The following is a 25,575-nucleotide window of genomic DNA, read 5'->3' as shown; positions in this document are numbered from 1 at the left end:
CGGCGCTTTAGGTAGAAAGGGCGGAACGAGAAGTCTCCCACGGTCCGTACTGGCTAGAGTCGGAATCGAGCTGTTAGTCCCGCCCACCCCTTCAAGTCTAAACATACAAGCGAGCTTGCTCGCGATGAAGGTCAAAGATAACGCGGGAAATCTGAATCACAGTGTTGCTCTCAGGTTTTTCGCGAGCAAGCTCGCTCCTACAGGGAGGAGATTCGTCAGCCCGTCACAATCCGGTTCTTGCCCTCGCGCTTGGCCTGGTACATCGCGGCATCTGCCCGGGAAAACAGGTTTTCCACGTTTTCGTCCGCGGCAGTCAGGCTGGTCAGGCCCTGGCTGACGGTGATGCCGAACATCTGGCCTTCATGGGTAAAGCGCAATCGCTGAATCTGTTGTTGCAAGCGTTCAGCCACTTGCAGGGCCATCTGCGGTGTACAGCCGGGAAACACCGCTGCGAACTCCTCACCGCCAATGCGCCCGAACAGGTCGCGACGACGCAACGCTGCGCGGCCGCTTTCGGCAATGCGTTGCAACACGTTGTCGCCTTCCTGGTGACCGTAGGTGTCGTTGATCGTCTTGAAGTTATCAATGTCCAGCATCAGAAACGACAGCGGCTCGCCCTGTTGCCGGGTGTGTGCGAACGCGCGGTGGGCGCATTCGAAGAAATGACGGCGGTTGCTGCTCTGGGTCAGCGCATCGATGGTGGCCAGGCGATGCAGCTCGGTTTCCATCTGCTTCTTGTCGGTGATGTCTTCGGCGATGCCGACGATGATCACCGGTTGCCCCGGCTCGGGCTGGCGGTTGATGTAGCATTTGTCGCTTAGCCAGCGCACCTGGCCGTCTGCGGCGATGACTCGATACTCGCGGTCTTCGACGGCGCCTTTGTCCAGCACTTCGGCAAGGCTGCGTTCGGCATAGTCCAGGTCGTCAGGGTGAATGCTGTCGCACCATTGATTGCCGTCGGCCAGCAGTAGATCGGCCGAACGGCCAAAGATCCGTTCATAGGCGGGGCTGACGTAAAGCACCTTGCGGGTTTCCCAATCGAATGCCCACAGCACTGCATTGACGCTCATCAGCAAGGTGCTGAACAACTGTTCGCGTTCACTCAGGCGTGCGACTTCGCGTTGGGCGTGCATCAGCGCTATCAGGGGCTGCGCGGCCTCGGGCCAATGGGACGGAGATGAGTCTTGCAGGTTTTTTGGGGCCATCGACACAAATCTCAAAGGGCATGCCGCGCGTTCGACAGCGGCCAACACCAAGCCCGCCGGGAATGGCGAAGTGTCTTTGAGATAGGGCTTTTGGGATGAAGTTCCCGCCTTTTGCGGCGAGGAAGCTGGCTCCCGCCGGGCGGTATCAGCGGCGTGTTTTTTCAGTCAGGTCAAAAACCAAAGTGGGAGCGAGCCTGCTCGCGAAGGCGGTATGTCAGTCAATTTGATACTGACTGACATTCCCTCTTCGCGAGCAAGCTCGCTCCCACAGGTTTTGCGACTGCTCGCTGCAATCAGGAGGCGGCAGGGCGCAGGGAGTAGGTCTTCAACTGATCGGCGAAGTCGCGCAGGGATTGAATCCCGCTGGCTTCGGCTTCGTGTACCCAGTCCTTGATGGCCGCCAGCATGTCGTGACCATTTGAGCTGGTCTTGACCCAGATCTGTTGCAGGGCCAGGCGTTTCTCGTAAATTACCTTCAGCGCCTGACTGTGCTCGAGCATGTTCTGGATGCGTACATGGTGTTTTTCATCCAGCAGGCTGGTCTCCCGCGAAAGCAGGCGTTTGGCCCGGTGGAACTGGTGACGTACCGAGTGATCGACTTTTTCCAGCTCTTGCTTGACCAGCGGGCCGATCACCAATTTGCGGTACTGGGCCATGATCTGGAAGCGGTTGTTGAGGATCGCCATGGCGGTGTCCATGTCCAGGTTGCCCTTGCCTTCGACGCGATGGGCAATCGGCGCAACCCGTTGAACCTTGGCCAGGCGCAGGAAGCTGAAGACTTGAATCCACGCCCAGCCCAGGTCGAACTCCCACTTCTTCACCGACAGTTTTGCCGAGTTAGGGTAGGTGTGATGGTTGTTATGCAGTTCTTCGCCGCCAATCAGGATGCCCCAAGGCACCAGGTTGGTCGCCGCATCGCGGCATTCGAAGTTGCGGTAGCCGATGGCATGGCCCAGGCCATTGACCACGCCGGCGGCCCACACCGGGATCCACATCATCTGGATGGCCCAGATGGTGATGCCGATGGTGCCGAACAGCAGCAGGTCGATAACGCCCATGATCGCGATGCCCAGCAGCGGGAAGCGGCTGTAGAGGTTGCGCTCGATCCAGTCTTCGGGGCAGTTCTTGCCGTAGATGCGCAGTGTCTCGGGGTTTTCCGCTTCGGCGCGGTACAGCTCGGCGCCTTTGCGCAGCACCGTGGACAAACCCTTGATGACCGGGCTGTGCGGGTCATCGACGGTTTCGCATTTGGCGTGATGCTTGCGGTGGATGGCAGTCCACTCGCGGGTGTTCTGCGCCGTGGTCAGCCACAGCCAGAAACGGAAGAAATGCTTGAGGCCCCCATTCAGCTCCAGGGAGCGATGGGCCGAGTAACGATGCAGATAGACCGTGACGGCGATGATCGTGACGTGGGTCATCAGCAGGGTGACTGCTACCAGCGACCAGGGCGACAAGCCAAGAAAACCTTCGTACCACATAGGCTGTAGGGCCCTCGATAAAGAAAAAACAGCCGTTGCATTATCACTAAGCCCACACAGAAAACCAGTCACCCTTTCAGATAAGAGTGGCTGGATGTGTCTTTAAACTATAATTCCAACCTTTTTGTAGGGACATGGATCGCCGGATGTCTGCCACCTATCGCGATGCCTTGCGTGCAGCGCTGCTCTATCTGCTGCTTTCTGTGGTTTGGCTGCAGATCAGTGGCTATTTATTAAACAGTTTCTTCGATAGCTCTGCCGAGCGATTGCGATGGCAACTGATCAACGGTTATGTCTGGGTGCTGTTCAGTGCCGGGTTGATCTTCATTGCCCGGGCGCGGCTGCTGCGGTGTTTGGGTATCGGCGCCAAACTGCGTGAGCGCGACGCCGACCGCATGCGCGTGCGCCAGGCGGCAGCCGTGTTCGACTGCACCCGCGAAGGCGTGCTGGTCACCAATCGGGAAGGTCTGATCGTCCATGTGAACCGGGCGTTCATGGAAATCACCGGTTACGGGCGTGAGGACGTGCTGGGGCAGCGGCCCAACCTGTTCAAGTCCGGGCGACACTCTCCTGAGTTCTATCAGGTGATGTTTGCCACGCTCGCCAGTGTCGGGGAGTGGAGTGGAGAAATCTGGAACCGGCGCAAAAGCGGCGAGATTTACCCGCAATGGCAAACGATCCGCCTGATCCACGACGACTACGGCCGGCCGAGCCAATACGTGGCGGTGTTTTCCGACATCAGTGCAATCAAGAATTCAGAACACGAACTGATGCACCTGGCGCACCACGATCCGCTGACCGATCTACCGAACCGCCTGCTGTTCATCGACCGCGCCGAACAGGCCCTGGCCTCGGCACAGGTCCACAAGCGTGGCTGCGCGCTGCTGATGATCGATCTCGATCACTTCAAGATGATCAACGACAGCCTCGGGCATACCATTGGCGACCAGTTGCTCAAGGCTGTGGCCGAGCGCCTGGGGGCCATGTTCGGTCCGGGCGTCACCCTGTCGCGGTTGGGCGGGGATGAGTTCGCCATACTTGCCGAAAGCTGTCCGCAACTGGTTCAGGCCGCTGCGTTGGCCCAGCGGATCATCGAGGGCCTTAAAGAGCCGTTCCTTATTGATGGGCACCAGCTGTCCATAAACACCAGCATCGGCATCAGCCTGTTCCCCAGCGATGCGTTGAGCGTCGAGCAACTGCTGCGCAATGCCGACTCTGCACTGTTCAAGGCCAAGAGCGCGGGGCGCAATGATTATGCCCTGTACACCGAAGAGCTGACGGCCCACGCCCAGCAACGGGTCGAGATCGCCTTCGAATTGCGCCGAGCCCTGGATCGACAAGAGCTGCGGGTCTATTACCAGCCGGTTCACGACCTCAAGAGCCGTCGCCTGATTGGCGTCGAGGCGCTGGTGCGTTGGCAGCACCCGCAGCGGGGCCTGGTGTCGCCGGCGGAATTCATTCCGGTCGCCGAACGAACCGGTCTGATTGCAGAAATCGACGCCTGGGTCATGGCGCAGGCGTGCCGGCAGATGTGCCAGTGGCAGCAGGACGGGGTGGTGCTGTCGTTCGTCGCGGTCAACGTTTCTTCGCGTCTGTTCGCCCGTCGTGAGCTGTATCAGCAGGTGGCGCAGGTCCTGCGCGAAACCGGGCTGGAGCCGGCGTTTCTCGAGCTGGAAGTCACTGAAAGCGCGGTGATGGAAGACCCGGAAGTCGCGCTGGAGCAGATGCATCGCCTGCGCGAGCTGGGTGTGCGCCTGGCCATCGACGACTTTGGCACGGGTTATTCATCGTTGTTGCGGCTCAAGCGTCTGCCGGTGCAGAAGTTGAAAATCGACCAGGGCTTCGTCGCCGGATTGCCGTGGGATGAGGATGATGCGGCGATCTCGCGGGTGATCATTGCGCTGGCGCAAAGCATGGGCATGCAGGTACATGCCGAGGGGATCGAGCAGGTCGAACAGGCGGCTTTCCTGCTCGAGCAGGGATGTGATCTGGGGCAGGGCTATTGGTTCGGGCAGCCGGTGCCGGCGGCGCAGCTGGATTGGTTGCGTGCTCCGATGATCGCGTAGGAGCGAGCTCGCTCGCGATGAACGTTAACGATGACAAGGGCTACCTGAATGAGCGCGGTGCCCCTGCCACCATCGCGAGCAAGCTCGCTCCTACAGAGGGTTTGCGTGTGTCTGAAAGGTGCAATCCCTCGCAAACCCTTGTCCCGCCAAATAATGTCTTCTGGTTATATAAACATTCTTAAATAGTCTTTTTAAGAATATCTACACCTCTCTAGTATTGCTCTCAAGCCGCAAGCAGTGCCGACACTGCGAGGCAACCTCTCAGTTGAAGGAGCAGCAATATGAGCGCATCCCTGCGTAGCGTCGACGGTCAAGACGAAGCCACCATCCTGCGTGAAATCCAGAGTGCCCTGCGCGATCTGCGCTTTGGCGCCGTGGAAATCACTGTGCACAACGCCCAGGTGGTGCAGATCGAACGCAAGGAAAAATTCCGTTTGCAGCAGCCGGGCAACAAGTCGGGCTGAGGCGAATCAGGCAACGCGATATCCCATAAGAAAAAGCCAACAAACCAAGAATTCCAGGAGCTTTCACCATGTCGTCGATTCGTCATTTCGCTTTGGCCGCCCTGGCCAGCGCCCTTTTTGCCGGTTCCGCCGTTGCCAAGGACTATGAGCTGCTCAACGTGTCGTACGACCCGACCCGCGAGCTGTATCAGGACTACAACGCCGAATTCATCAAGTTCTGGCAAAAGGACCACGCCGGTGACTCCGTGAAAATCCAGCAATCCCACGGCGGTTCGGGCAAGCAAGGTCGCGCGGTAATCGATGGCCTGCGTGCCGACGTCGTAACCCTGGCCCTGGCCGGCGATATCGACGAAATCGCCAAGCTTGGCAAAACCCTGCCGGCCGACTGGCAAAAACGCCTGCCGGACGCCAGCACGCCTTACACCTCGACCATCGTGTTCCTGGTGCGCAAGGGCAACCCTAAAGGCATCAAGGACTGGGGCGATCTGATCAAGAATGATGTCTCGGTGATCACACCGAATCCGAAAACCTCCGGCGGTGCGCGCTGGAACTTCCTCGCGGCCTGGGCCTATGGCCTGAAAGCCAATGGCGGCGACGAAGCCAAGGCCAAGGAATACGTGCAAACCCTGTTCAAGCACGTGCCAGTGCTGGATACCGGCGCCCGCGGCTCGACCATTACCTTCGTCAACAACGGTCAGGGCGACGTATTGCTGGCCTGGGAAAACGAAGCCTTCCTGGCCCTGAAAGAAGAGGGTGGCGCCGACAAGTTCGACATCGTCGTGCCTTCGCTGTCGATCCTCGCTGAGCCGCCGGTGGCGGTAGTCGACAAAAATGCCGAGAAAAAGGGCAACGAGCAGATCGCCGAAGCCTACCTCAAGCACCTGTACAGCCCGGCCGGCCAGGAAATCGCGGCGAAGAACTTCTATCGTCCACGTGACAAGGACGTGGCCGCCAAGTACGCCCAGCAGTTCCCGAAACTGGAACTGGTGAGCATCGACAAGGACTTCGGCGGCTGGAAAACCGCACAGCCGAAATTCTTCAACGATGGTGGGGTGTTCGACCAGATCTACCAGGCGCAGTAATCTGACTCAAGCCACGCAACGAGCCTGATGTCTGGGCTCGTAACTGTGGGAGCGGGCTTGCTCGCGAAGGCGGTGTGTCAGGCGACGTAAATGTTGACTGATAGGGCCTCTTCGCGAGCAAGCCCGCTCCCACATTGATGCGTTTAGCGGATCGCTTTTTTAACCAAGGACTTTTATGTCGCGTCGTATCTCCCCCGTCATACCCGGCTTCGGGCTGACGCTGGGCTACACCTTGGTGTACCTCAGCCTGATTGTGCTCATACCACTGGCGGCGATGTTCGTGCATGCCGCTCAACTCACCTGGGATCAGTTCTGGGCAATCATCTCGGCGCCACGTGTGCTGGCCGCGTTGAAGCTCAGCTTCGGCACCGCCCTGTGTGCCGCGATCATCAACGGCATCATCGGCACGCTGCTGGCCTGGGTATTAGTGCGCTATACCTTCCCTGGACGAAAAGTGATCGATGCAATGATCGACTTGCCGTTCGCATTGCCCACGGCGGTGGCCGGTATTGCGCTGACGGCGTTGTACACCCCTACGGGTCTGGTGGGTCAGTTTGCGGCGGATCTGGGTTTCAAGATCGCCTACACCCCTCTGGGCATCACCCTTGCCCTCACTTTTGTGACACTTCCATTCGTAGTACGTACCGTACAGCCAGTATTGGCGGATATTCCTCGTGAAGTCGAGGAAGCGGCGGCGTGCCTGGGTGCAAAACCCTTGCAGGTTTTCCGCCATATCCTGCTGCCGGCACTGCTTCCGGCATGGCTTACCGGTTTCGCTTTGGCCTTTGCCCGCGGGGTCGGCGAGTACGGTTCGGTGATTTTCATCGCCGGCAACATGCCGATGAAAACCGAGATTCTGCCGCTGCTGATCATGGTCAAGCTCGACCAATACGATTACACCGGCGCTACCTCCATTGGTGTACTGATGCTGGTGGTTTCCTTCGTCCTGTTGCTGCTGATCAACTTGTTACAGCGGCGCATCGAAACCCCATAAGGAGGCGCACCCATGTCCCAATCGTCTATTGCTGCCGCTTCCTCGAACGCTGCCCGCCGTGGCAGCGCGACCTCGCGGCGAATCCTGATCGGCCTTGGCTGGCTGATTTTTGCGCTGTTTCTGTTGCTGCCGCTGTTCATCGTGGTGTCCCAAGGGCTGAAACTCGGCCTCGGGGCGTTTTTCACCGCGATCTTTGAGCCGGACGCGCTGTCGGCGCTGAAACTCACGGTCATCGCCGTGTTGATTTCGGTGCCGCTGAACCTGGTGTTTGGTGTCAGTGCCGCGTGGTGCGTGAGCAAGTACTCGTTCCGCGGCAAGAGCATGCTGGTGACACTGATCGACCTGCCGTTCTCGGTGTCGCCGGTGATCGCCGGTCTGGTCTATGTGCTGATGTTCGGCGCCCAAGGCCTGTTCGGCCCATGGTTGCAGGACCACGACATCCAGATCGTCTTCGCCCTGCCGGGCATCGTGCTGGCGACGATCTTCGTCACCGTGCCGTTCGTGGCCCGTGAACTGATCCCGCTGATGCAGGAGCAAGGTACCCAGGAAGAGGAGGCCGCGCGCCTGCTCGGGGCCAACGGCTGGCAGATGTTCTGGCACGTCACCGTGCCCAACATCAAATGGGGCCTGATCTACGGCGTGGTGTTGTGTACCGCGCGGGCCATGGGGGAGTTCGGTGCGGTGTCGGTGGTTTCCGGGCACATTCGCGGGGTGACCAACACCCTGCCGTTGCACGTCGAGATCCTCTACAACGAATACAACCACGTGGCCGCGTTCGCCGTGGCGAGCCTGTTGCTGATCCTGGCGCTCTTCATCCTGCTGCTCAAGCAGTGGAGCGAAAACCGTATTAACCGCCTGCGCGCCAGCGCCGCGGAGGAATAATTCATGTCGATCGAAGTGCGTAATGTCAGCAAGAACTTCCACGCGTTCAAGGCGCTGGACAACATCAGCCTGGACATCCAGAGCGGCGAACTCGTTGCGTTGCTCGGTCCGTCGGGCTGCGGCAAGACCACGCTGCTGCGGATCATCGCCGGCCTGGAGACTCCGGACCAGGGCAACATCGTGTTCCACGGTGAAGACGTTTCCGGGCATGACGTGCGTGATCGCAACGTCGGTTTCGTGTTCCAGCACTACGCCCTGTTCCGCCACATGACGGTGTTCGACAACGTCGCGTTCGGCTTGCGCATGAAACCGAAAAACCAGCGCCCGAGCGAAAGCCAGATCGCAACCAAAGTCCACGAACTGCTGAACATGGTGCAACTGGACTGGCTGTCGGATCGCTACCCGGAACAACTCTCCGGCGGTCAGCGTCAGCGCATTGCCCTGGCCCGGGCGCTGGCGGTGGAGCCGAAAGTGCTGCTGCTCGACGAACCTTTCGGCGCCCTCGACGCCAAGGTCCGTAAAGAGCTGCGTCGCTGGTTGGCGCGCCTGCACGAAGACATCAACCTGACCTCGGTGTTCGTGACCCACGACCAGGAAGAAGCGATGGAAGTCGCCGACCGTATTGTGGTGATGAACAAGGGGGTGATCGAGCAGATCGGCTCACCGGGTGACGTCTACGAAAACCCGGCCAGCGATTTCGTCTATCACTTCCTCGGTGATTCGAACCGTCTGCACCTGGGCGAAGACAGGCACGTGCTGTTCCGCCCGCACGAAGTGTCGCTGTCACGCCATGAACTGGAAGATCACCACGCGGCGGAAGTGCGGGACATTCGTCCGCTGGGCGCGACAACACGGGTGACGCTGAAGGTTGAAGGGCAGAGCGATCTGATCGAAGCCGAAGTGGTCAAGGATCACGATAGCCTGATCGGGTTGGCGAAGGGAGAGACGCTGTTCTTCAAGCCGAAGGTTTGGCAGAAGGTCGCCAACATCTAAAGCAAAAGCTTCGCGAGCAAGCCCGCTCCCACAGGGGTTCTATGTGCACCATAGATCCTCTGTGGGAGCGAGCTTGCTCGCGATTGCGATCTAGACAGCAGCACGCTTCGGATTGACCCGTACCCCACCCGCCCGCGCCTCGATCTGCTCTTTCAGCTCATGCCGCATCCCCAGCATGAACGCCAGCTCGGCCACCACAAACAACGGCCCGACAATCAACCCCGTCACATCATCGACGAACGCCGGTTTGCGCCCTTCGTAGTGATGGCCGACAAACTGAATCGCCCAACCGATCACGAACATCGCCACACCGCTGCCCAGCCAGACCAGCGTGCTTTGCTGCGCCAGCGCATGACCGGCCCACACGGACAGCCCGAGCAACACAGTCATCAACACGCCCAGGCGCAACTCCAGGCGCAGGTAAAACCACGCCGATGCCAGCGAGACGAGCACCGCCGGTGACATCCACACGCCCCCCAGCGACCACTCCGGCCGGGACAGCAACACCGCGACGGCGACCACGATCAGCGGAATGCCGATAAAGTGCGAGGCGATGTTGCGCGGGTCACGGTGGTAGGCGGCGTATTGACTGAGGTGGTCGACGAGGCTTTTCATTGTTGTTCTCCTGTAGGGTGATTGATCATGCCCCGGGGCCATTTCCCACTCTGTCAGCCAGGCGACAATCTCTAGGAGTTTTCATGGATATGCAGGTTTGGCGTCCACGCCTGATGAGCGGTCAGTGGTTCAGCCATTTGCCTGTTTCCCTACAGGATAGCCTGCTGTCGGCGGCCAGGCTGCGGCGCCTGTCGCCGGGCCAGCGGCTGTTCAAGCGTGGCGATCCGCCCTGTGGCCTGTACGCGGTACTTGAAGGCGCGGTGCGCGTCGGTGCCGTGAGCGAGCAGGGCAAGGAAGCGCTGCTGAGCCTGGTGGAACCGCCGCACTGGTTTGGTGAAATCTGCCTGTTCGATGGCCAGCCACGCACCCACGATGCCTACGGCGTGGGCCAGTGCACGCTGCTGCACATTCCCCAGAACACCTTGCTGGCGCTGCTCGACGAGCATCCGCAGCACTGGCGGCAACTGGCGTTGCTGATGAGCCAGAAATTGCGCATGACCTTCATCAACCTCGAACAACTGAGCCTGTTGCCGGCCCCGGCACGACTGGCGCACCGCTTATTGATGATCGCCGAAGGCTATGGCGAGACCATCCCTGCGCGCCGCGTCCTGCAACTGCCCCAGGAGCAGCTTGCTTCAATGCTGTCGCTGTCGCGCCAGACCACCAACCAGATTCTCAAGGAGTTGCAGGGGCAGGGGATCATAGGGCTGAGTTACGGCGAAATTGAAATCCTCGATGCCGAGCGATTGCGGGCACTGGCCACAATCTGACGGTGAACACCGAACCATTGTGGGAGCGGGCTTGCTCGCGATGACGGTGTGTCAGTCTCCAGGTGTGTCGACTGACCGTCCGCTATCGCGAGCAAGCTCGCTCCCACAGGGGATCCGGATCATTCATCGCAACCCATCCCGAAACTGCCCCGGTGTCATCCCGGTCCAGCGCTTGAACGCGCGGCTGAAGCTGCTGGTGTCGGCAAACCCGAGCAGGTAACTGATTTCGCTCAGCGAGACTTGAGGGTCGCGCAGGTGCAGTAGGGCGAGGTTTTCGCGGCTTTCGTTGAGCAGCGTGTCGAACCGGCAGCCTTCATCGGCCAGGTGCCGTTGCAGGCTGCGCAGGCTCAGGTGCAGGGCCTTGGCGATGTGTTCGGCGCTGGGTTCGCCTTCGGGCAGTTGTTCTTCAATGGCATCGCGAACCTTGCGCTCCCAGGTCAGCGGCTTGAGTTGCGCCAGGGTGCGCTTGAGCACGGTTTCGTTGTGTTCGGCCAGTTCCGGGTTGGCGTCATCCAGGTGGCTGTCGAAGTCGACGAGGGCGAACTCCAGCCGGTCTTCGTCGGCGCCGAAGTTCATGGGCGAGCGGAAGACTTTATGCCATTGGTGCGCGTCCGCCGGCTCCGGGCGACGCAGGTAGGTCGCCAGTGGCGCGTAGTCGCGACCCAGGCGATTGCGGCAGGTGCGCACGTAAATCGCCATGAACGCATCGATGGCTTCGAAGGCCGGGGCGGGGTTGCCGGCCGGGATTTTCAGGCTGAAACGGTAGCGATCCTCGGCACGGGTCAGTTCCAGTTCCAGGGCATCGCTGACCACCTGGTGATAGCGCACGATGCGCTCGAACACTTCCCGCAGGCTACCGCTGGCCACCAGCGCATAACCCAGCGCATGGAAGGTGGTCGGGCTGACGAAACGCGAAACCCGCAAACCGATCGCCGGGTCACCGCTGGCCTGCACCGCCAGATTCCACAGGTGCGTGGTGCCCGACAGTGGGTAGCGCGCGTTCGGGTCGTCCATCAGGTGCGGGTCGAGCCCCGCTTGCTGGCACAGGGCGGTGCTGTCGATGCCCAGGGCATCGAGTTGCTTGCGCAGGGCGCGGGTCCAGCTGGCTAGGGAGGTCGGTTCAGTCATGCTGATTGGCGCTTCCGGTCAACAGGTTGGCGTTCTCGGCTACCGCCTTGCAGAGGTTTCCAAGGCAGGATGCAACCATCAATAACCAGAGGATGGAAGCATGAGTGGTACTTCTGCAAGCCCCCAACGACTGAATGCAGCCCAACGATCGGCCCATATCCGCGAAGTGGTGCTGGCCAGAGGCGTCGAACTGCGCGAGCAATACCCGATTCTCAAGCATCAGGACGCCCTCGGCGCAGGCATTCTGACCTTCGCCATCGCTGGTATGGTCGGCTCAGCGGCGCTCTACATGAGCGGGCACATGGCGTGGTGGGCGTGCCTGCTGCTTAACGCGTTTTTTGCCTCGTTGACCCATGAGCTGGAGCACGACCTGATCCACAGCATGTACTTCCGCAAGCAGAAGGTGCCGCACAACCTGATGATGGGGCTGGTGTGGCTGGCGCGGCCGAGCACTATCAATCCGTGGATTCGCCGCCATCTGCACCTCAATCACCACAAGGTGTCGGGCTCTGAAACCGATATGGAAGAACGCGCCATTACCAACGGTGAGCCCTGGGGCATCGCGCGGTTCTTGATGATTGGCGACAACATGATGTCGTCGTTTATCCGCATGCTGCGGGCCAAGACCTGGGCGCAAAAGATCAACATCGTCCAGCGCACCCTGAAGGTCTACGCACCGCTGGCGCTGATGCATTGGGGCGCGTGGTACGTGTTTCTCGGTTTCCACGTAGCGAATGGCGTTGCGCATCTGATGGGCGCACCGATCGAGTGGTCGGCGACCACGTTGTCGGTGATGCAGGTGATCGACATCGCGGCAGTGGTGATCATCGGCCCGAACGTGTTGCGCACGTTCTGCCTGCACTTCATCAGCTCGAACATGCACTACTACGGTGACGTGGAGCCGGGCAACGTGATGCAGCAGACGCAAGTGCTGAACGCGTGGTGGCTGTGGCCGTTGCAGGCGTTCTGCTTCAACTTCGGCAGCAGCCACGGGATTCATCACTTTGTGGTGAAGGAACCGTTCTACATCCGGCAGCTCACCGTGCCGGTGGGGCACAAGGTGATGCGCGAGATGGGTGTGCGGTTCAATGATTTCGGTACGTTTGCGCGGGCCAACCGGTTTGAGCGCAAGGACGAAGTGGTCGGGGATAAGGTGCGTACGGCTCGGGCTTGATGGTTGTCTGCAAGGGCCTCTTCGCGAGCAAGCCCGCTCCCACATTTGATCTTCAGAGAACACATTATTTGTGAACAACCGAGATCCCCTGTGGGAGCGGGCTTGCTCGCGAATGCGGTGCATCAGGCAATATCAATCCGGCTGAAACGGCGACTCACTCAAGATCACCCCTGTCTCATCCACATACCGCTGCCAATGTTCGATCAAGGCACTGAGCTTCTGCGGCTGGCTCGACGCCAGGTCATGAATCTCCCCCGGATCATTGCCCAGGTCATACAACTGCCAGGTCGCCGGCCCCACCGGTCCCGGGATGTAAACCGCCTTCCATTGCCCTTGCCGAATCGCCCGTCGTCCGAACAATTCCCAACCGGTGACGGTGTGCTCGTCATGCACTTGCGCCGTCTCGCCCGACAAGAACCCAAGCCACGACTTGCCTCGAACTTCCGCCACGGGTTTGCCGTGCCACTGCTTGCCCGGATGACGCACGCCGGCCAGATCAAGAATGGTCGGCGTGATGTCCATCACCGTGCCAAACCCATGGCTGATCTGGCCCTTGAGCGGCAGCTGCGGGTAGTGCACCAGTGCCGGAACACGGATCCCGCCTTCGGTCGTGAAGGCTTTGAACAGCCGCGACGGCGCGGTCGCCACTTGCGCCCAGTTCGGCCCGTACCAGACGTAGGAGTTGGCGCGACCGATGTTGTCCAGGCTGTTGTCATAATGCTGGTTGAGATAGGTCAGCAACTGCGGGCCGAATTTCGGAAAGGCCTCCAGCAACGCCCCTTCGGCACCGTTATCGGACATGAACAGGATGAAGGTGTTGTCCAGTTGCCCCTGCTGGCGCAAGTAATCGACGACCCGCCCGATGTTCCAGTCCATGCGCTCGACCATCGCCGCATAAACCTCCATGGCCCGCGCGGAGATCTGCCGTTGCTCGTCGTTCAGGGCGTCCCATTGTGCAGTCAACTGGATCAACGGATGCGGCTCGACATCGGCCTCGATCAGCCCCAGTTTTTTGAGTTTTTCCAGACGCTCTAGTCGCAGTACTTCAGGGCCGGCGTCATAGCGCCCGCGGTACTTTTCCACCACCTCGGCCGGCGCCTGCAGCGGCCAGTGGGGCGCGGAAAACGGCAGGTAGGCGAAGAAAGGCCGGGTCTGGTCGCGCTCCTTGAGGTATTGCAGCAGCTTGTCGCCAAAGGCATCGGAGGAATAAAAATCCTTCGGCAGTTCATCGATGAATTGGTCGTCTTCGATGTACAGCGCCGGGGTGGATTTCAGCAGCCGTGGCGTCGTTTCATCGTAGGTCGGCTCGAAGCCGTAATGGTTGGCCGCGCCGGGCAACAGCGAAAACGAACGCTCGAAACCCCGGGCGTGAGGCGCCAGTTCTGCGGTCAGGCCCAGGTGCCATTTACCGCTCATCAATGTCTGGTAACCGGCCTCGCGCAGCAGCTCGGGCAGGGCGACCACGCGGTCGTTCAGGTGTCCTTCGTAACCCGGTTTGCCGATCAGGTCGGGGGTCAATGCTTCGGCCATGGTGCCGATGCCGGCGATGTGGTGGTCGGTACCGGTGAGCAGCATCGAGCGGGTCGGCGAGCAGGTCGGCGCGGTGTGGAAGTCGGTCAAGCGCAGGCCATTGTTGGCCAGTGCATCGAGGTTCGGCGTGTTGATTTCGCCACCGAAGGCGCCGATGTCGGAAAAGCCTAGGTCATCGGCCAGGATCACTAGAAAGTTGGGACGTTGCGGCATCAAGAATTTCCTTTTTCAGTAGGCAATGAAGGACAACGGCAGATCGCGGACCTGCACCGGCACGGGGGGCTGGTAGTGATCGTCGCTGGTGAGTTCGTGAAGCAGTTCCTCGCGTAACTGGTGGAAGTCGAAACTGCTGCGCTGGCGCGGATGGGGCAGGGCAATGTCGACCACTTGTTTGATCCGCCCCGGACGCGGCTCCATCACCACCACACGGTCGGCAAGGAAGATCGCTTCCTCGACATCGTGGGTGACCAGCACGGTGGTGATTTTTGCCCGGGCGCGGATCGCCAACAGTTCGTCCTGCATCTGCTGGCGGGTCAGAGCATCGAGGGCGCCGAAGGGTTCGTCCAGCAGCAGAATCCGTGGGCTGGCCACCAGGCCGCGAGCAATGGCCACGCGCTGGGCCATGCCGCCGGAGAGCTGGTGCGGATAGGCGCGGGCGAAGTCGCCCAGGCCCACCAGTTCGATGAAATCGTGGATGCGCCTGTGCTTTTGCGCAGCGCTCAATGGCTCATTGACCAGGCCCAGGCCGATGTTGTCGGCCACGCTCAGCCACGGGAACAAGCGGTGTTCCTGAAAGACGATGCCGCGCTCGCCGCCGATGCCGGTGACGGCTTTTCCGTCCACGCTGATTTGCCCGCGAAACTGCGTATCGAGGCCCACCAGCAGCCGCAGCAAAGTGGATTTGCCGCAGCCGCTGGAACCGACAATGGCGACGAACTCGCCCTCGGCGATGTCCAGGTTGAATTCGCGAATGGCCTCAAGTGTGAAGCCGTCGACGTCGAAGGTTTTGCCCACGTGATTGAAGCTGACAATCGGTGCGTTCATGCGTGTCTCCAGCGAGTGACGCGGATTTCCAGGCGTTGGCCAATGAGGTTGAGCAGGGCGCCGGTCAGGCCCACCAGCAGCATGCCGGCCATGATCAGATCCATGCGCAGCAGTTGCTGGGCGCCGATCATCTGGCTGCCTATGCCGCCGTTGGACGGCATGAAGTATTCAGCGCCAATGGTGCCGAGCCAGGCGTAGATAAGGCTCAGCCGAAGCCCTGCAAAAATCCCTGGCGCCGCGCCCGGTAGTACCAGTCGAACCAGGCGCTGGCGCAGATTCAGGCGCAACACCTGCGCGGCCTCGTTCAGTTGCGGCGAGAGGTGGGCGACGCTGCGTTGGGTGGCGATAAACAGCGGGAAAAAGGCGGCGAGGGCAACGAACACCCACTTGGCCAATTCCCCCAGGCCGAACCACGCGGTGAGCAGCGGCACCCAGGCGAATATGGCGATCTGACGGATGGCGGCGAGGGTTGGGCCGAGCACGCGTTCACTGGTGCGCGACAACCCCAGCAGCAACCCCAAGGCAAACCCGAGCCCGCCACCGAGCAGCAACCCGCCAAGGGTTCGGCCCAGGCTCAGGGCCATGCCACCAAGCAATGTGCCGTCGAGCAAACCATCCCGAGTGGTCTGCAGGACGGCCAGCGGGCTGACCAGAATGTTCGCGTCGATCCATTGCTGATCCGAGGTCAGTTGCCACAACGCCAGAAGCGCCAGTGGCAGCAGCCACGGTTGCAATCGCTGCCAACCTCGATAACGCGGCCCGCGACGGATTTCGGCCGTGGCCGGGTGCGGCCAGTGCACCAGTTTCCTGTCCAGCAAACCGATGCCGCGATCCATCGCCACACCGATCAAACCGATCACCACAATGCACACGAACACGATGTCGAGCATGAACAGCTGCCGCGCCCAGACCATCAGGTAGCCGATGCCTTCACTGGAAGCGAGCAGTTCAACAGCGAGCAGTGAAGTCCAGCCGGCGGCCAGTGCGAGGCGCACACCGGCCATGAATGCCGGCAGTGCGGCAGGCAGCACCAGGCGTCGGATCAACAGGTGCCTGGGCAGGCGCAACACGGCGGCGGCTTCGCGCAGTTTTGGTTGTGCATCGCGCACACCGACCAGTGTGTGCAGGGTCACCGGCACCACGATGGCCTTGATCAGCACCACCAGTTTCAGCACTTCGCCAATGCCGAAAAACACCATGAACAATGGAATCCAGGCCAGGGTCGGGACTTGCGCCAACCCGGCGAAGGTTGGAAACACAAGGCGCTCCAGCCGACGACTGAAACCCAGTGCCGCTCCCAAGACAGCGCCTGTGCCGATCCCGGCCAGCAGCCCCCAGAACAAGCGTTGCAGGCTGATCCACAAGTGGCTCCACAACTCGCCCTGGGACAGTTCCAGTGCGCTGCTCCAGACCAGGCTCGGCGCCGGCAGGATCTGCTCGCTCATCCAGTGATTGCGGCTGGCGAGCCACCACAGCGCAAACAGGCTGAGGGGTAATAGCCAGGGCAAGAGCCGCTGGCTCAGCGTCGGCCAACGCCGTCGACCATCAAGCCGAGGTGCGGCCAGCGGTAGGCTCAGAAGAGAAACACGGGCCATGGGTGACCTCCGTTGTCGGGTTGCAATACAGGCCTGCTTTTTTGTGGGAGCGAGCTTGCTCGCGATGAGGGCATGTCAGGCGACTCATGTGCTGGATGACACACCGCTATCGCGAGCAAGCCCGCTCCCACAGGGTCCAAGGCGTATGCAAAATTGATCTATAAAAATTAAAATCAATACTATTGAGAGATAAGCGAAACCATTTAAGGCCTCCATAAGCCACTGCATCCAATGCATTCGAAGAATATTTTTGATGCTGCCAAGGCATACGCCACGGAGAGGTCCGCAGGCCTTGATATAGATCCAAATAGTCTAAAAATGTGAATTTATAGTATTTAAGTGTTGGTTCTACTTGGGCCTACTTTCGGCTCCTCAACGCCCGTTGCCTCAAGGAGCCGCACCCATGAACCTCCCCTTCAAACGTGTCATCAGTCTGTTCGCCGCACCGGCCCTGGCGGGCCTGCTGGCTTTCACGGCCAACGCTGGTGAACTCAAGGAAATCCGCATCGCCGTGCCGGACCTCAGTGCCGGTACCCAGCACAGTGGTGGCGGTGTCGTGGATGTGCTGCGTGATCAACAGATCTTCGAAAAGGCTTTCGCCGATCAAGGCATCAAGATTCAGTGGAGCTTCTTCAAGGGCGCAGGCCCGGTGATCAACGAGGCGTTCGCCAACGGTCAGGTGGACCTTGCCTACCTCGGCGATCTGGCGGCCATCATCGGCAAGTCCAATGGTCTGGATACGCGACTGCTCAGCGCCTCGGCGCGCGGGGTGAAGCATTACCTCGGCGTGGTGCCGGGTTCAGGGATCAAGACCCTGCAGGACCTCAAGGGCAAACGCGTGGCCATCTTCCGTGGCACCGCCAGCCAGCTGTCCTTTGACGCGGCGCTGGCTAGCCAGGGGTTGAGCGAGAAGGATGTGAAAGTCATCAACCTCGACTTCAACGCGGCGGTCGCGGCGCTGGCGGCGAAGCAGATCGATGCCTCGTGGGGCGGTTCCGGGCTGACGGCGTTGCAAGCCAAGGGGCTGGCCGAGTTGCCGCTAAACACCAAGGATCTGGGCGGTGCGGGCAGCGTGCAGGCGGTGCTGATAGGGACTGGAAAGTTTGTCGATGCGCATCCGGAGGCGGTGGCGAAATTGCTCAAGGCCCAACAGCAGGCCGTGGAGTGGCTGACCCAGGACAGCAACAAGGACGCCTACATTCAGTTGGTGTCGGGGCTGGCGAGTTACCCGGCGGTGATCCTCACACAGGACCTGAAGGATCAGAAACTGAGCGAGGTGTTCCCCTCGACGCTTGACCCGGTGTTCCTCGGCAAATTGCAGGATGCCGTGGACCTGGCTTCGCAGCAGAAGCTGATTCGCAAGTCGTTCAAGGTCAGTGATTGGGTGGTGCCGGAGTTGGCTGCTGCGAAGCTCTGAATTTTTGTCGTCAATGCGGACGCTTTCGCGAGCAAGCCCGCTCCCACATTGGACTTGCGTCGTACACAAATCCAATGTGGGAGCGGGCTTGCTCGCGAAGGGGCCCTAAACAGCAACGCTGATCTGCTGCCTGTCCACCGCCACCAACGTCTCGATCATCGCCCGCGCCGCCGGTGACAACCGGAACCCCGTGCGGCTGACAATCCCGCACCGCGCATTCATGCTCTCAATGTTCTGCGGCAGGTTGCGCCAGTGCAGCAGCACCAGCGAGCCCTGGGCAATGTCTTCAACAAACGCTTCTTCAGTCCCCACGCCGATGGCATTGGATTGCAGCACCACTTTCACCAGCGCCGGAAAATGCTCGGTCTCGATGGTCGGTGAAAAATCCACCCGCCCACTGAGGTTCGCCAGCAGTTTGCGAATGCCCGGCGGGATCTTCGTGGTCGCCAGCGGGTAATCGAACATGTCGTTGGTCGACAGGCTCTCCTTGGCCAGCAGCGGATGCCCTGGCCGGCAGAAAAACACGCCGCGCTTGGGCGTCAGAGCCTGGGTCTGGAAGTTCGGATCGGACTCGAAATGGCGGATGTCGGCGATGAAGAATTCGATCTCTTCACGGCTCAGGGCGCGGCTGAGTTTCTCCCAGTTATCCACCTCGAAACAGGTGCGCACTTTCGGGTGCGCGTTGATGAACTGCGCCACCGCATCCGGTACCAGTTTCACCGCCGGTGCCGGGCCGCAACCGAAGCGCAGTTCACCGGCATCGAGCTTGGTCATCTGCGTCACTTCGCAGCTGAGCAGCGCAGCACCCTGCACCAGGCTGCGGGCATGTTGCAGCACCACCAGGCCTTCGGGGGTGGGGCGCAGATCCTTGTTGCCACGGTCCACCAGGACGCAGCCGAACTCCTGCTCCAGCCCCTGAATGCTGCGGCTGAAGGCCGGCTGGGTAATGCCCATGGCCTCGGCCGCGCGCACGAAACTGCGGTGTTCGTCGAGGGCGATGAAGTAACGCAACTGGCGAAGATCCATATGCTTTTCCGGCATCCTAAAAATAGCTCGAAGGCATTTGCGACGAGGGTTGACTGAGGTTTTAAATGCAACCTCTTATTCCGTCAACGAAGCATGTAAATATCTATTAGATCTAAATTGAATATAGATAGAGCAGTGTTTCGCGGCCGGTTCAACCGCAAGCAGTCTGATGAGGGTCTACCCATGAGCAATGCCGCTTTCGCAGTACAACCCGCTGTTCACGCGCTTGAAATCCATCCGGTGGCCGGTCGCATCGGTGCCGAAATCCGTGGCGTACAGCTTTCGGGCGAGCTGGATGCCGCCACTGTTGAAGCCATTCAACAGGCACTGCTGCAATACAAAGTGATCTTCTTCCGCGAGCAGACCCAGCTCGACGACCAACGCCAGGAGGCGTTCGCCCACCTGCTCGGCGAACCGGTGGCGCACCCGACCGTACCGGTGCGCGAAGGCACGCGCTTTCTGCTGGAGCTGGACGGTGCCGAGGGCCAGCGTGCCAGCTCCTGGCACACCGACGTGACCTTCGTCGAAGCCTACCCAAAAGCCTCGATCCTGCGCTCGGTGGTGGCTCCGGCTTTCGGCGGCGACACCCTGTGGGCCAACACCGCCACTGCCTATGACGGGTTGTCGGTGGAGCTGCGTGAGCTGGCCGACAAGCTGGTCGCCGTGCACAGCAACGAATACGACTACGCCGGCACCAGGCCTGACGTCTCGGCCGAGAAGCTGGAGCGCTATCGCAAGATTTTCACTTCGACCGTGTACGAGACCGAGCACCCGGTGGTCCGCGTGCACCCGGTCAGCGGTGAGAAGAGCCTGTTGCTGGGGCATTTCGTCAAACGCATCAAGGGTTATTCCCAGGCCGATTCGGCGCACCTGTTCGGTCTGTTGCAGAGCCATGTGATCCGCCAGGAAAACATCGTGCGCTGGCGCTGGAAGGCCGGTGATGTGGCGATCTGGGACAACCGCTCCACCCAGCATTACGCGGTGGATGACTACGGGACCCAGGACCGCATCGTGCGCCGGGTGACGCTCAAGGGCGAAGTGCCGGTGGGGGTGAACGGGCAGGTCAGCCAGACCGTGAAAGGGCCGGATATCGACGGCGTCTGAACTGACGCTATCGCGAGCAAGCTCGCTCCCACAGGGGATCTTCGGAGTTCACAGGATCAGTGTGGGAGCGAGCTTGCTCGCGATGGCGGCCTGGCAAGCAACACAGCATTTACTTTGATCGGGAACCCCGCCTTATGAGTCCGTTGCACCTCGCTTCAACCTCTTCACCCCAACGGCTCAAACGCCTGCCACTGGCCTTGTTGCTGGCAGGCAGCGCCAGTTGGACCCAAGGCTATGCAGCCGACAGCGCCACCCCGGAATCCATTCCGGCCAAGGCCGCCACGGCCGACAGCGCGCAATTGGAAACCGTGACGGTCACCACTCGCCGCCGCGAAGAAAGTTCTCAGGATGTGCCGACGCCGATGAGCGTGGTCAGTGGCCAGACCCTGGAGATCCAGCGGGTCTATCGCATCCAGGATCTGCAGCAACTGGTGCCGAGCGTCAACGTCGCTTACATGCATGCGCGCCAATCCAGCGTGTCGATCCGTGGCCTGGGCAACAACCCGGCCAGCGATGGCCTGGAAGGCAGTGTCGGCCTGTACATCGACAACGTTTACCTCGGCCGCCCCGGCATGGCTGTATTCGACCTGATGGACATCGAGCAGCTCGAAGTGCTGCGTGGCCCGCAAGGCACCTTGTTCGGCAAGAACACCACCGCCGGCGTGATCAACATCAGCACCCGCGCGCCGACCTTTACCCCTGAACGCAGCATCGAATCTTCGGTGGGCGAGGATGGCTACTTCCAGACCAAGGGCACGATTTCCGGCCCGCTGAATGACGAACTGGCGGGACGTTTTTCCGCGTATCGCACCCGCAGCGACGGTGACATCAAGAATGAATTCGATGGCCACGATTTGAACGGTGGCTCCCGCGAAGGCTTCCGTGGGCAGTTGCTGTTCAAGCCTAACGAGTCGTTCAACTTGCGCTGGATCGGCGACTACAACGAGGAAGATTCCAGCGCCGGCACCCGTGTGTTGTACAACACCGGCCCAACCATCAATGGCACCAACCTGTATCAGGCCCGGGCCAACGCGGCGGGCGCGACACTGGTCGACGGCACGCACCGCAAGGTCAACCTGAACAACGAACAGCACGTCACCGTGCATCAGGGCGGTACTTCGGTCGAGGCCAACTGGACGCTGCCAAGCGACTTCACCCTGACCTCTATCAGCTCCTATCGCTGGTGGAATTTCACCCCGCGCAACGATGATGGTTTGAACGTATCCGCCTTCCACAACGCAGGCGTTTCGGTGGAGGATAAGCAGTACTCTCAGGAGTTTCGCCTGGCGTCGCCTACCGGTGGATTCTTCGATTACGTGCTCGGCGCCTACTACTTCGGTTCCGACCTGGACAACAAATCCTTCACCTTCTACGGACCGCAAGCGGACATCTGGAGCGGTACACCTAACGGTGCGCTGAACAACATCGACAGCGTCGGCAACGGTCATATCGAAACCAACAGCTTTGCGCTGTTCGCCCAAGGCACCTGGCACTTGACCGAACGCCTGGATTTCACCGCCGGGCTACGTGGCACCTATGAAGAGAAAAACGCCAATGTCACGCGCGAGGCACCGGTCGGTGGCGTTGCGGTAACCGGTGCGGCCGCCGCAGCACGGCGCGGTCGTGCCGGCGCTTTCGATTCCGGCGATCTGAATCAGTACAGCTCCAGCCCTTCGGGTCTGTTGAATCTCAGCTACCGCATCACCGACGACCTGCTCACATACGCCACCTTGTCCCATGGCGAAAAGTCCGGCGGGGTCAATCTGGCGGTAGGTACGGCAGCGGTTGCCGGCGCCGACTCGCTGCTGATCGGCACCGAGCGCGCCAATAACGCCGAGCTCGGTTTCAAGAGCACCCTGTGGGACCGTCGCCTGCAACTCAATGCCAACCTGTTCTGGACCCAGGTCAACGGCTATCAGACCAACGCCTACGACGCCGTCAATCGCGTGCAATACCTGACGAACGCCGGCTCCGTGCGCTCCCGTGGCGTGGAGTTCGAAAGCACCCTGATCCCGCTGCGTGGCCTGACGCTGAACATCAACGGCTCGTACAACGACGTCAGCTACCTCTCCTACAAGGACGCACCTTGCCCACCGGAAGTCAGCCTGGCGCCGGGCGCTCCAGCGTCCTGCGACCTCAGCGGTCATCAAGTGGTCGGTGCTTCGAAATGGATCGGCAACGCCAATGGCGAATACAAATGGAACCTGAGCAACGGCTTCGAAGAGTACGTCACCGCCAGCTATGCGTTCCGCTCCAAAGCGGTGGGCACGGTGGAAGATTCCGACTTCGGGCAGATTCCGAGTTATGCGGTGGTCAACCTGTCCACCGGCCTTCGCGGCGACTTCAACCAGGGGCAGTGGGACGTTTCGCTGTGGCTGAAAAACGCCTTCGACAAAACCTACTACACGACGCTGTGGACGGCCGCCAATGGAGGTTATGAAGGCCTGCTCGGCACACCGCGGACGCTGGGCGTGACCGGTCGATACGACTTCTGACGGCGAAAAACCATGCCTTGGATGAATACTTTCAATGCGGGCAAGGCATCGGTTTTTTTCCACTACGCCGGAGCCCTTGAACGGCGGGCTCTGGCGGTGGGTTGATGGTTTTATATATTCACTAAAGGTCTAAACATAAATTTAAACATTACTTTCAGAGCTAAGCGTTCAAGCCAATGATTGCTCTACCAGGCCGTCGTCGGGGGGATGTTCAGCACGACGTTCCGGTAATCCGCAAAGAGACCGCAGGGAGTTAAACAATGGGCAATGTCCAGACCGCCGCCGGTGCACATGAAGTGCTGTGGCGCCAGGCACCCGGTGGTGAGCTGGTCGACCTCGGCCGACCGCACCGGGTGCCCTTGGGCCAGTTGCGTTTGCAGCGCGCGCCAAAAGGCGTCCTTCGCCGACGGGAAACGATCGTGCTGGGCTTGCTGGCGTTGCTGGTGCATGGCGCGGTGATCTATTGGGTCAATCAGCAACCGACCACCGTGCTGCCCATCGTGCCACCGCAGATTCCGCCGATGACCATCGAGTTCTCGCGTCCGGCGCCACCGGTGGTCGAGCCGCCGCCACCGCAACCTGTCCAGCCAGTGGTTGAACCGCCTGCGCCCGTGGAAGACGAACTGGCTGTGAAGCCGCCGCCACCGAAGCCGGTTCCCAAGCCCAAACCGGTTGCCAAGCCGATACCGAAACCGGCGCCCAAGGCCGTTGAGCAACCACCCGCGCCGCCGAAACCGGCAGCGCCCGTAGCGGCTCCTGCGCCACCTGCTCCCCCGGCTCCAGCTCCCGTGACACCTGCTTCAGCGAACGCGGGCTACTTGAAAAACCCGGCGCCGGAATACCCCTCGCTGGCCCAGCGTCGCGGCTGGGAAGGCACGGTGTTGTTGCGCGTGCATGTGCTGGCCAGCGGCAAGCCCGGCGAGGTCCAGATCCAGAAAAGCAGCGGCCGCGATGCGTTGGACGAAGCAGCGCTGAACGCGGTGAAGCGCTGGAGTTTCGTGCCGGCCAAGCAGGGTGATGTCGCCCAGGACGGTTGGGTCAGCGTGCCCATCGATTTCAAGATTCATTAAACCGAAACCAAATTCGCGCGAAACGTTTACACGAGGAATACATCATGACGTTACTGGCATCTCCACTTGAATCCATCGAAAGCGCGGTGATCTGGCTGCTGGTGGTTTTTTCCGTCGCGACCTGGGGTCTGGCATTGCTCAAGGGCGTGCAGTTCGGTCGCCTCAAGGCACAGGATCGAAAGTTTCATCAACAGTTCTGGGCCGCTTCGAGTCTCGACTCGGCGGCCGAGCTGAGCGAAACCCGGCCCGGAGCGGCAGCCCGGGTTGCACAGGCCGGTTATGCGGCAATCCAGGTGGGCGAGGCGCCGCAGGCGGCGGACTTGAGCCAGGCGATCAATCATCAGGATCGTCTGGAGCGTGCCTTGCGACAGCAGATCGTGCGCGAGCGCCGGTCGCTGGAAACCGGGTTGGCGGTACTCGCGAGCATTGGCAGCACCTCGCCGTTCATTGGTTTGTTCGGCACGGTGTGGGGAATCATGGAAGCGTTGAAAGGCATCAGCGCGGCGGGCTCGGCAAGCCTTGAAACGGTCGCCGGGCCGATTGGCGCGGCACTGGTCGCCACCGGCGTAGGGATCGCCGTCGCGGTGCCGGCGGTGCTGGTTTACAACTATTTTTTGCGTCGTTTGAAACTGACGGCGGCGGACCTGGATGACTTCGCCCACGACTTCTACAGCCTGGCGCAGAAGAGTTCGTTCCGTGTGCTGATCCACCCGACGGCGCACAAAGTGGCGGCCCAGGGCAGCGTGCAGAAAGTGAAGGAGGCGTCCTGATATGGCCTTCTCCACGCAAGACACCGATGAGGTGCTCAGTGAGATCAACGTGACGCCGCTGGTGGATGTGATGCTGGTGTTGTTGGTGGTGTTCATCGTCACCGCACCGCTGCTGACCAACGCGATTCCGATCAACCTGCCCAAGACCGAAGCGGTGGCGCCGGTGGAGCAGAAAGACCCGTTGGTGGTGAGCATCGACGGTGCCGGCAAGCTGTTTATCAACAAGGACGAGATACAGCCGGACTTGCTGGAGTTCAACCTCAAGTCGGCGAAGGCCAAGGACCCCGAGGTGCGCGTGCAGTTGCAGGCGGACGATGGGGTGAATTACGGCGAAGTGGCACGGGCCATGGCGTCGATTGAACGGGCAGGGATTACCAGGCTGTCGGTGATTACTGCGCGTTAACGGATTTTCGTTTTCCGGGGCCGTCTCCTTGGCAGGGTGCGGCCCTTTTTTTATGCCTCGATTTCAGTAACACCACAAACCCCCTGTGGGAGCGGGCTTGCTCGCGAATGCAGAGTGTCAGGCGACAAGGATGTTGGATCTGAAGGCCCCTTCGCGAGCAAGCCCGCTCCCACATTAGATCGAGTTGTATATTCGATACTGGTCTTAACAAATAGCTTCTTATTCCTTAACGAATATAAATCCTCTCCCTATACTCGACCTGGAACAGAC

22 protein-coding genes are annotated in these 25,575 nt (G+C 60.5%); 14 read left to right on the top strand and 8 right to left on the bottom strand.

Translation table 11 applies throughout. The annotated features are described in order from the left end of the window. Positions 1 to 215: 215 nt before the first annotated feature. Together KGA98_RS13320 and desA are read right to left on the bottom strand one after the other, a co-directional pair. The gene (locus tag KGA98_RS13320) at positions 216 to 1,205 is read right to left on the bottom strand and encodes a GGDEF domain-containing protein (RefSeq protein ID WP_223502514.1); all 990 of its coding nucleotides are present in this window, start codon (positions 1,203 to 1,205) and stop codon (positions 216 to 218) included. A gap of 293 nt (positions 1,206 to 1,498) precedes the next feature. After that, the gene (gene desA, locus KGA98_RS13315; protein ID WP_223502513.1) at positions 1,499 to 2,683 is read right to left on the bottom strand and encodes a delta-9 fatty acid desaturase DesA; all 1,185 of its coding nucleotides are present in this window, start codon (positions 2,681 to 2,683) and stop codon (positions 1,499 to 1,501) included. A gap of 146 nt (positions 2,684 to 2,829) precedes the next feature. Here desA and dibA point away from each other — a divergent pair, with 146 nt between their 5' ends. From dibA to KGA98_RS13285, 6 genes are all read left to right on the top strand, one after another. Beyond that, positions 2,830 to 4,749 carry a phosphodiesterase DibA gene (dibA, locus tag KGA98_RS13310; RefSeq protein WP_223502512.1) on the top strand — a complete coding sequence of 640 codons (1,920 nt, stop codon included), beginning with the start codon at positions 2,830 to 2,832 and terminating at the stop codon, positions 4,747 to 4,749. A 281-nt stretch (positions 4,750 to 5,030) separates the two neighbouring features. Further along, positions 5,031 to 5,213 carry a sulfur starvation response protein OscA gene (gene oscA / locus KGA98_RS13305; RefSeq protein ID WP_056726967.1) on the top strand — a complete coding sequence of 61 codons (183 nt, stop codon included), beginning with the start codon at positions 5,031 to 5,033 and terminating at the stop codon, positions 5,211 to 5,213. Between the two features lie 68 nt (positions 5,214 to 5,281). Then, on the top strand, positions 5,282 to 6,295 hold the full coding sequence (locus KGA98_RS13300; RefSeq protein ID WP_223502511.1) for a sulfate ABC transporter substrate-binding protein: 1,014 nt from the start codon (positions 5,282 to 5,284) through the stop codon (positions 6,293 to 6,295). A gap of 175 nt (positions 6,296 to 6,470) precedes the next feature. Continuing rightward, entirely contained in the window at positions 6,471 to 7,289 is an 819-nt protein-coding gene (gene cysT / locus KGA98_RS13295) for a sulfate ABC transporter permease subunit CysT (protein WP_007972956.1), read from the top strand. Between the two features lie 12 nt (positions 7,290 to 7,301). Continuing rightward, positions 7,302 to 8,171 (top strand): sulfate ABC transporter permease subunit CysW, encoded by an 870-nt coding sequence (cysW, locus tag KGA98_RS13290; protein ID WP_007972954.1) that lies wholly within the window; start codon positions 7,302 to 7,304, stop codon positions 8,169 to 8,171. Between the two features lie 3 nt (positions 8,172 to 8,174). Further along, positions 8,175 to 9,164: a sulfate/molybdate ABC transporter ATP-binding protein gene (locus KGA98_RS13285; protein WP_090452434.1), complete on the top strand. Its 990-nt coding sequence runs from the start codon at positions 8,175 to 8,177 to the stop codon at positions 9,162 to 9,164. A 90-nt stretch (positions 9,165 to 9,254) separates the two neighbouring features. Here the strand turns inward: KGA98_RS13285 and KGA98_RS13280 are convergent, their stop codons facing one another. Then, entirely contained in the window at positions 9,255 to 9,779 is a 525-nt protein-coding gene (locus KGA98_RS13280; protein ID WP_223502510.1) for a DUF962 domain-containing protein, read from the bottom strand. Positions 9,780 to 9,862: 83 nt separating this feature from the next. Here KGA98_RS13280 and KGA98_RS13275 point away from each other — a divergent pair, with 83 nt between their 5' ends. Continuing rightward, entirely contained in the window at positions 9,863 to 10,549 is a 687-nt protein-coding gene (locus KGA98_RS13275; RefSeq protein ID WP_223502509.1) for a Crp/Fnr family transcriptional regulator, read from the top strand. A 123-nt stretch (positions 10,550 to 10,672) separates the two neighbouring features. Here the strand turns inward: KGA98_RS13275 and KGA98_RS13270 are convergent, their stop codons facing one another. Then, the gene (locus KGA98_RS13270) at positions 10,673 to 11,677 is read right to left on the bottom strand and encodes an AraC family transcriptional regulator (protein WP_223502508.1); all 1,005 of its coding nucleotides are present in this window, start codon (positions 11,675 to 11,677) and stop codon (positions 10,673 to 10,675) included. 100 nt (positions 11,678 to 11,777) lie between these two features. On the opposite strand from KGA98_RS13270, the gene KGA98_RS13265 reads away from it, so the two are divergent. Further along, positions 11,778 to 12,851 carry a fatty acid desaturase gene (locus KGA98_RS13265; protein WP_223502507.1) on the top strand — a complete coding sequence of 358 codons (1,074 nt, stop codon included), beginning with the start codon at positions 11,778 to 11,780 and terminating at the stop codon, positions 12,849 to 12,851. A 132-nt stretch (positions 12,852 to 12,983) separates the two neighbouring features. Here KGA98_RS13265 and KGA98_RS13260 read toward each other — a convergent pair whose 3' ends face one another. Genes KGA98_RS13260 through KGA98_RS13250 form a run of 3 tightly spaced genes read right to left on the bottom strand, consistent with a single transcriptional unit; the run spans position 12,984 to position 17,020 of the window. Beyond that, complete coding sequence (locus KGA98_RS13260) at positions 12,984 to 14,594, bottom strand: arylsulfatase (RefSeq protein ID WP_090452443.1); 1,611 nt, start codon at positions 14,592 to 14,594, stop codon at positions 12,984 to 12,986. 15 nt (positions 14,595 to 14,609) lie between these two features. Then, positions 14,610 to 15,425, bottom strand: coding sequence for an ABC transporter ATP-binding protein (locus tag KGA98_RS13255; protein ID WP_057712506.1), 816 nt, complete (start codon positions 15,423 to 15,425; stop codon positions 14,610 to 14,612). Beyond that, positions 15,422 to 17,020, bottom strand: a complete 1,599-nt coding sequence (locus KGA98_RS13250) for an ABC transporter permease (protein WP_223502506.1) — start codon at positions 17,018 to 17,020, stop codon at positions 15,422 to 15,424. The genes KGA98_RS13255 and KGA98_RS13250 overlap by 4 nt, the downstream gene beginning before the upstream one ends. 403 nt (positions 17,021 to 17,423) lie before the next feature. Here KGA98_RS13250 and KGA98_RS13245 point away from each other — a divergent pair, with 403 nt between their 5' ends. Continuing rightward, entirely contained in the window at positions 17,424 to 18,437 is a 1,014-nt protein-coding gene (locus KGA98_RS13245) for an ABC transporter substrate-binding protein (protein ID WP_102670652.1), read from the top strand. Between the two features lie 105 nt (positions 18,438 to 18,542). Here the strand turns inward: KGA98_RS13245 and KGA98_RS13240 are convergent, their stop codons facing one another. Continuing rightward, positions 18,543 to 19,463, bottom strand: a complete 921-nt coding sequence (locus KGA98_RS13240) for a LysR family transcriptional regulator (protein WP_223502505.1) — start codon at positions 19,461 to 19,463, stop codon at positions 18,543 to 18,545. A 183-nt stretch (positions 19,464 to 19,646) separates the two neighbouring features. Between KGA98_RS13240 and KGA98_RS13235 the strand changes: the two genes are divergently transcribed. The 5 genes from KGA98_RS13235 to KGA98_RS13215 all read left to right on the top strand — a co-directional run bounded on the left by KGA98_RS13235 (position 19,647) and on the right by KGA98_RS13215 (position 25,305). Then, positions 19,647 to 20,567, top strand: a complete 921-nt coding sequence (locus KGA98_RS13235; RefSeq protein WP_223502504.1) for a TauD/TfdA dioxygenase family protein — start codon at positions 19,647 to 19,649, stop codon at positions 20,565 to 20,567. Between the two features lie 134 nt (positions 20,568 to 20,701). Continuing rightward, positions 20,702 to 23,062, top strand: a complete 2,361-nt coding sequence (locus tag KGA98_RS13230) for a TonB-dependent receptor (protein ID WP_223502503.1) — start codon at positions 20,702 to 20,704, stop codon at positions 23,060 to 23,062. Between the two features lie 260 nt (positions 23,063 to 23,322). Next, entirely contained in the window at positions 23,323 to 24,132 is an 810-nt protein-coding gene (locus KGA98_RS13225) for an energy transducer TonB (protein WP_057712500.1), read from the top strand. Between the two features lie 44 nt (positions 24,133 to 24,176). Then, a complete protein-coding gene (locus KGA98_RS13220; protein ID WP_057712499.1) occupies positions 24,177 to 24,902 on the top strand; it encodes a MotA/TolQ/ExbB proton channel family protein in 726 nt (241 codons plus the stop codon). Between the two features lies 1 nt (position 24,903). Continuing rightward, positions 24,904 to 25,305 carry an ExbD/TolR family protein gene (locus KGA98_RS13215; RefSeq protein WP_008045412.1) on the top strand — a complete coding sequence of 134 codons (402 nt, stop codon included), beginning with the start codon at positions 24,904 to 24,906 and terminating at the stop codon, positions 25,303 to 25,305. The last annotated feature ends 270 nt before the right edge of the window (positions 25,306 to 25,575 follow it).

Origin of the sequence: Pseudomonas sp. BF-R-24 (assembly GCF_019947335.1) — a bacterium.
GTDB lineage: Bacteria > Pseudomonadota > Gammaproteobacteria > Pseudomonadales > Pseudomonadaceae > Aquipseudomonas > Aquipseudomonas jessenii.
This window is presented reverse-complemented; position numbering and strand designations above follow the sequence as displayed.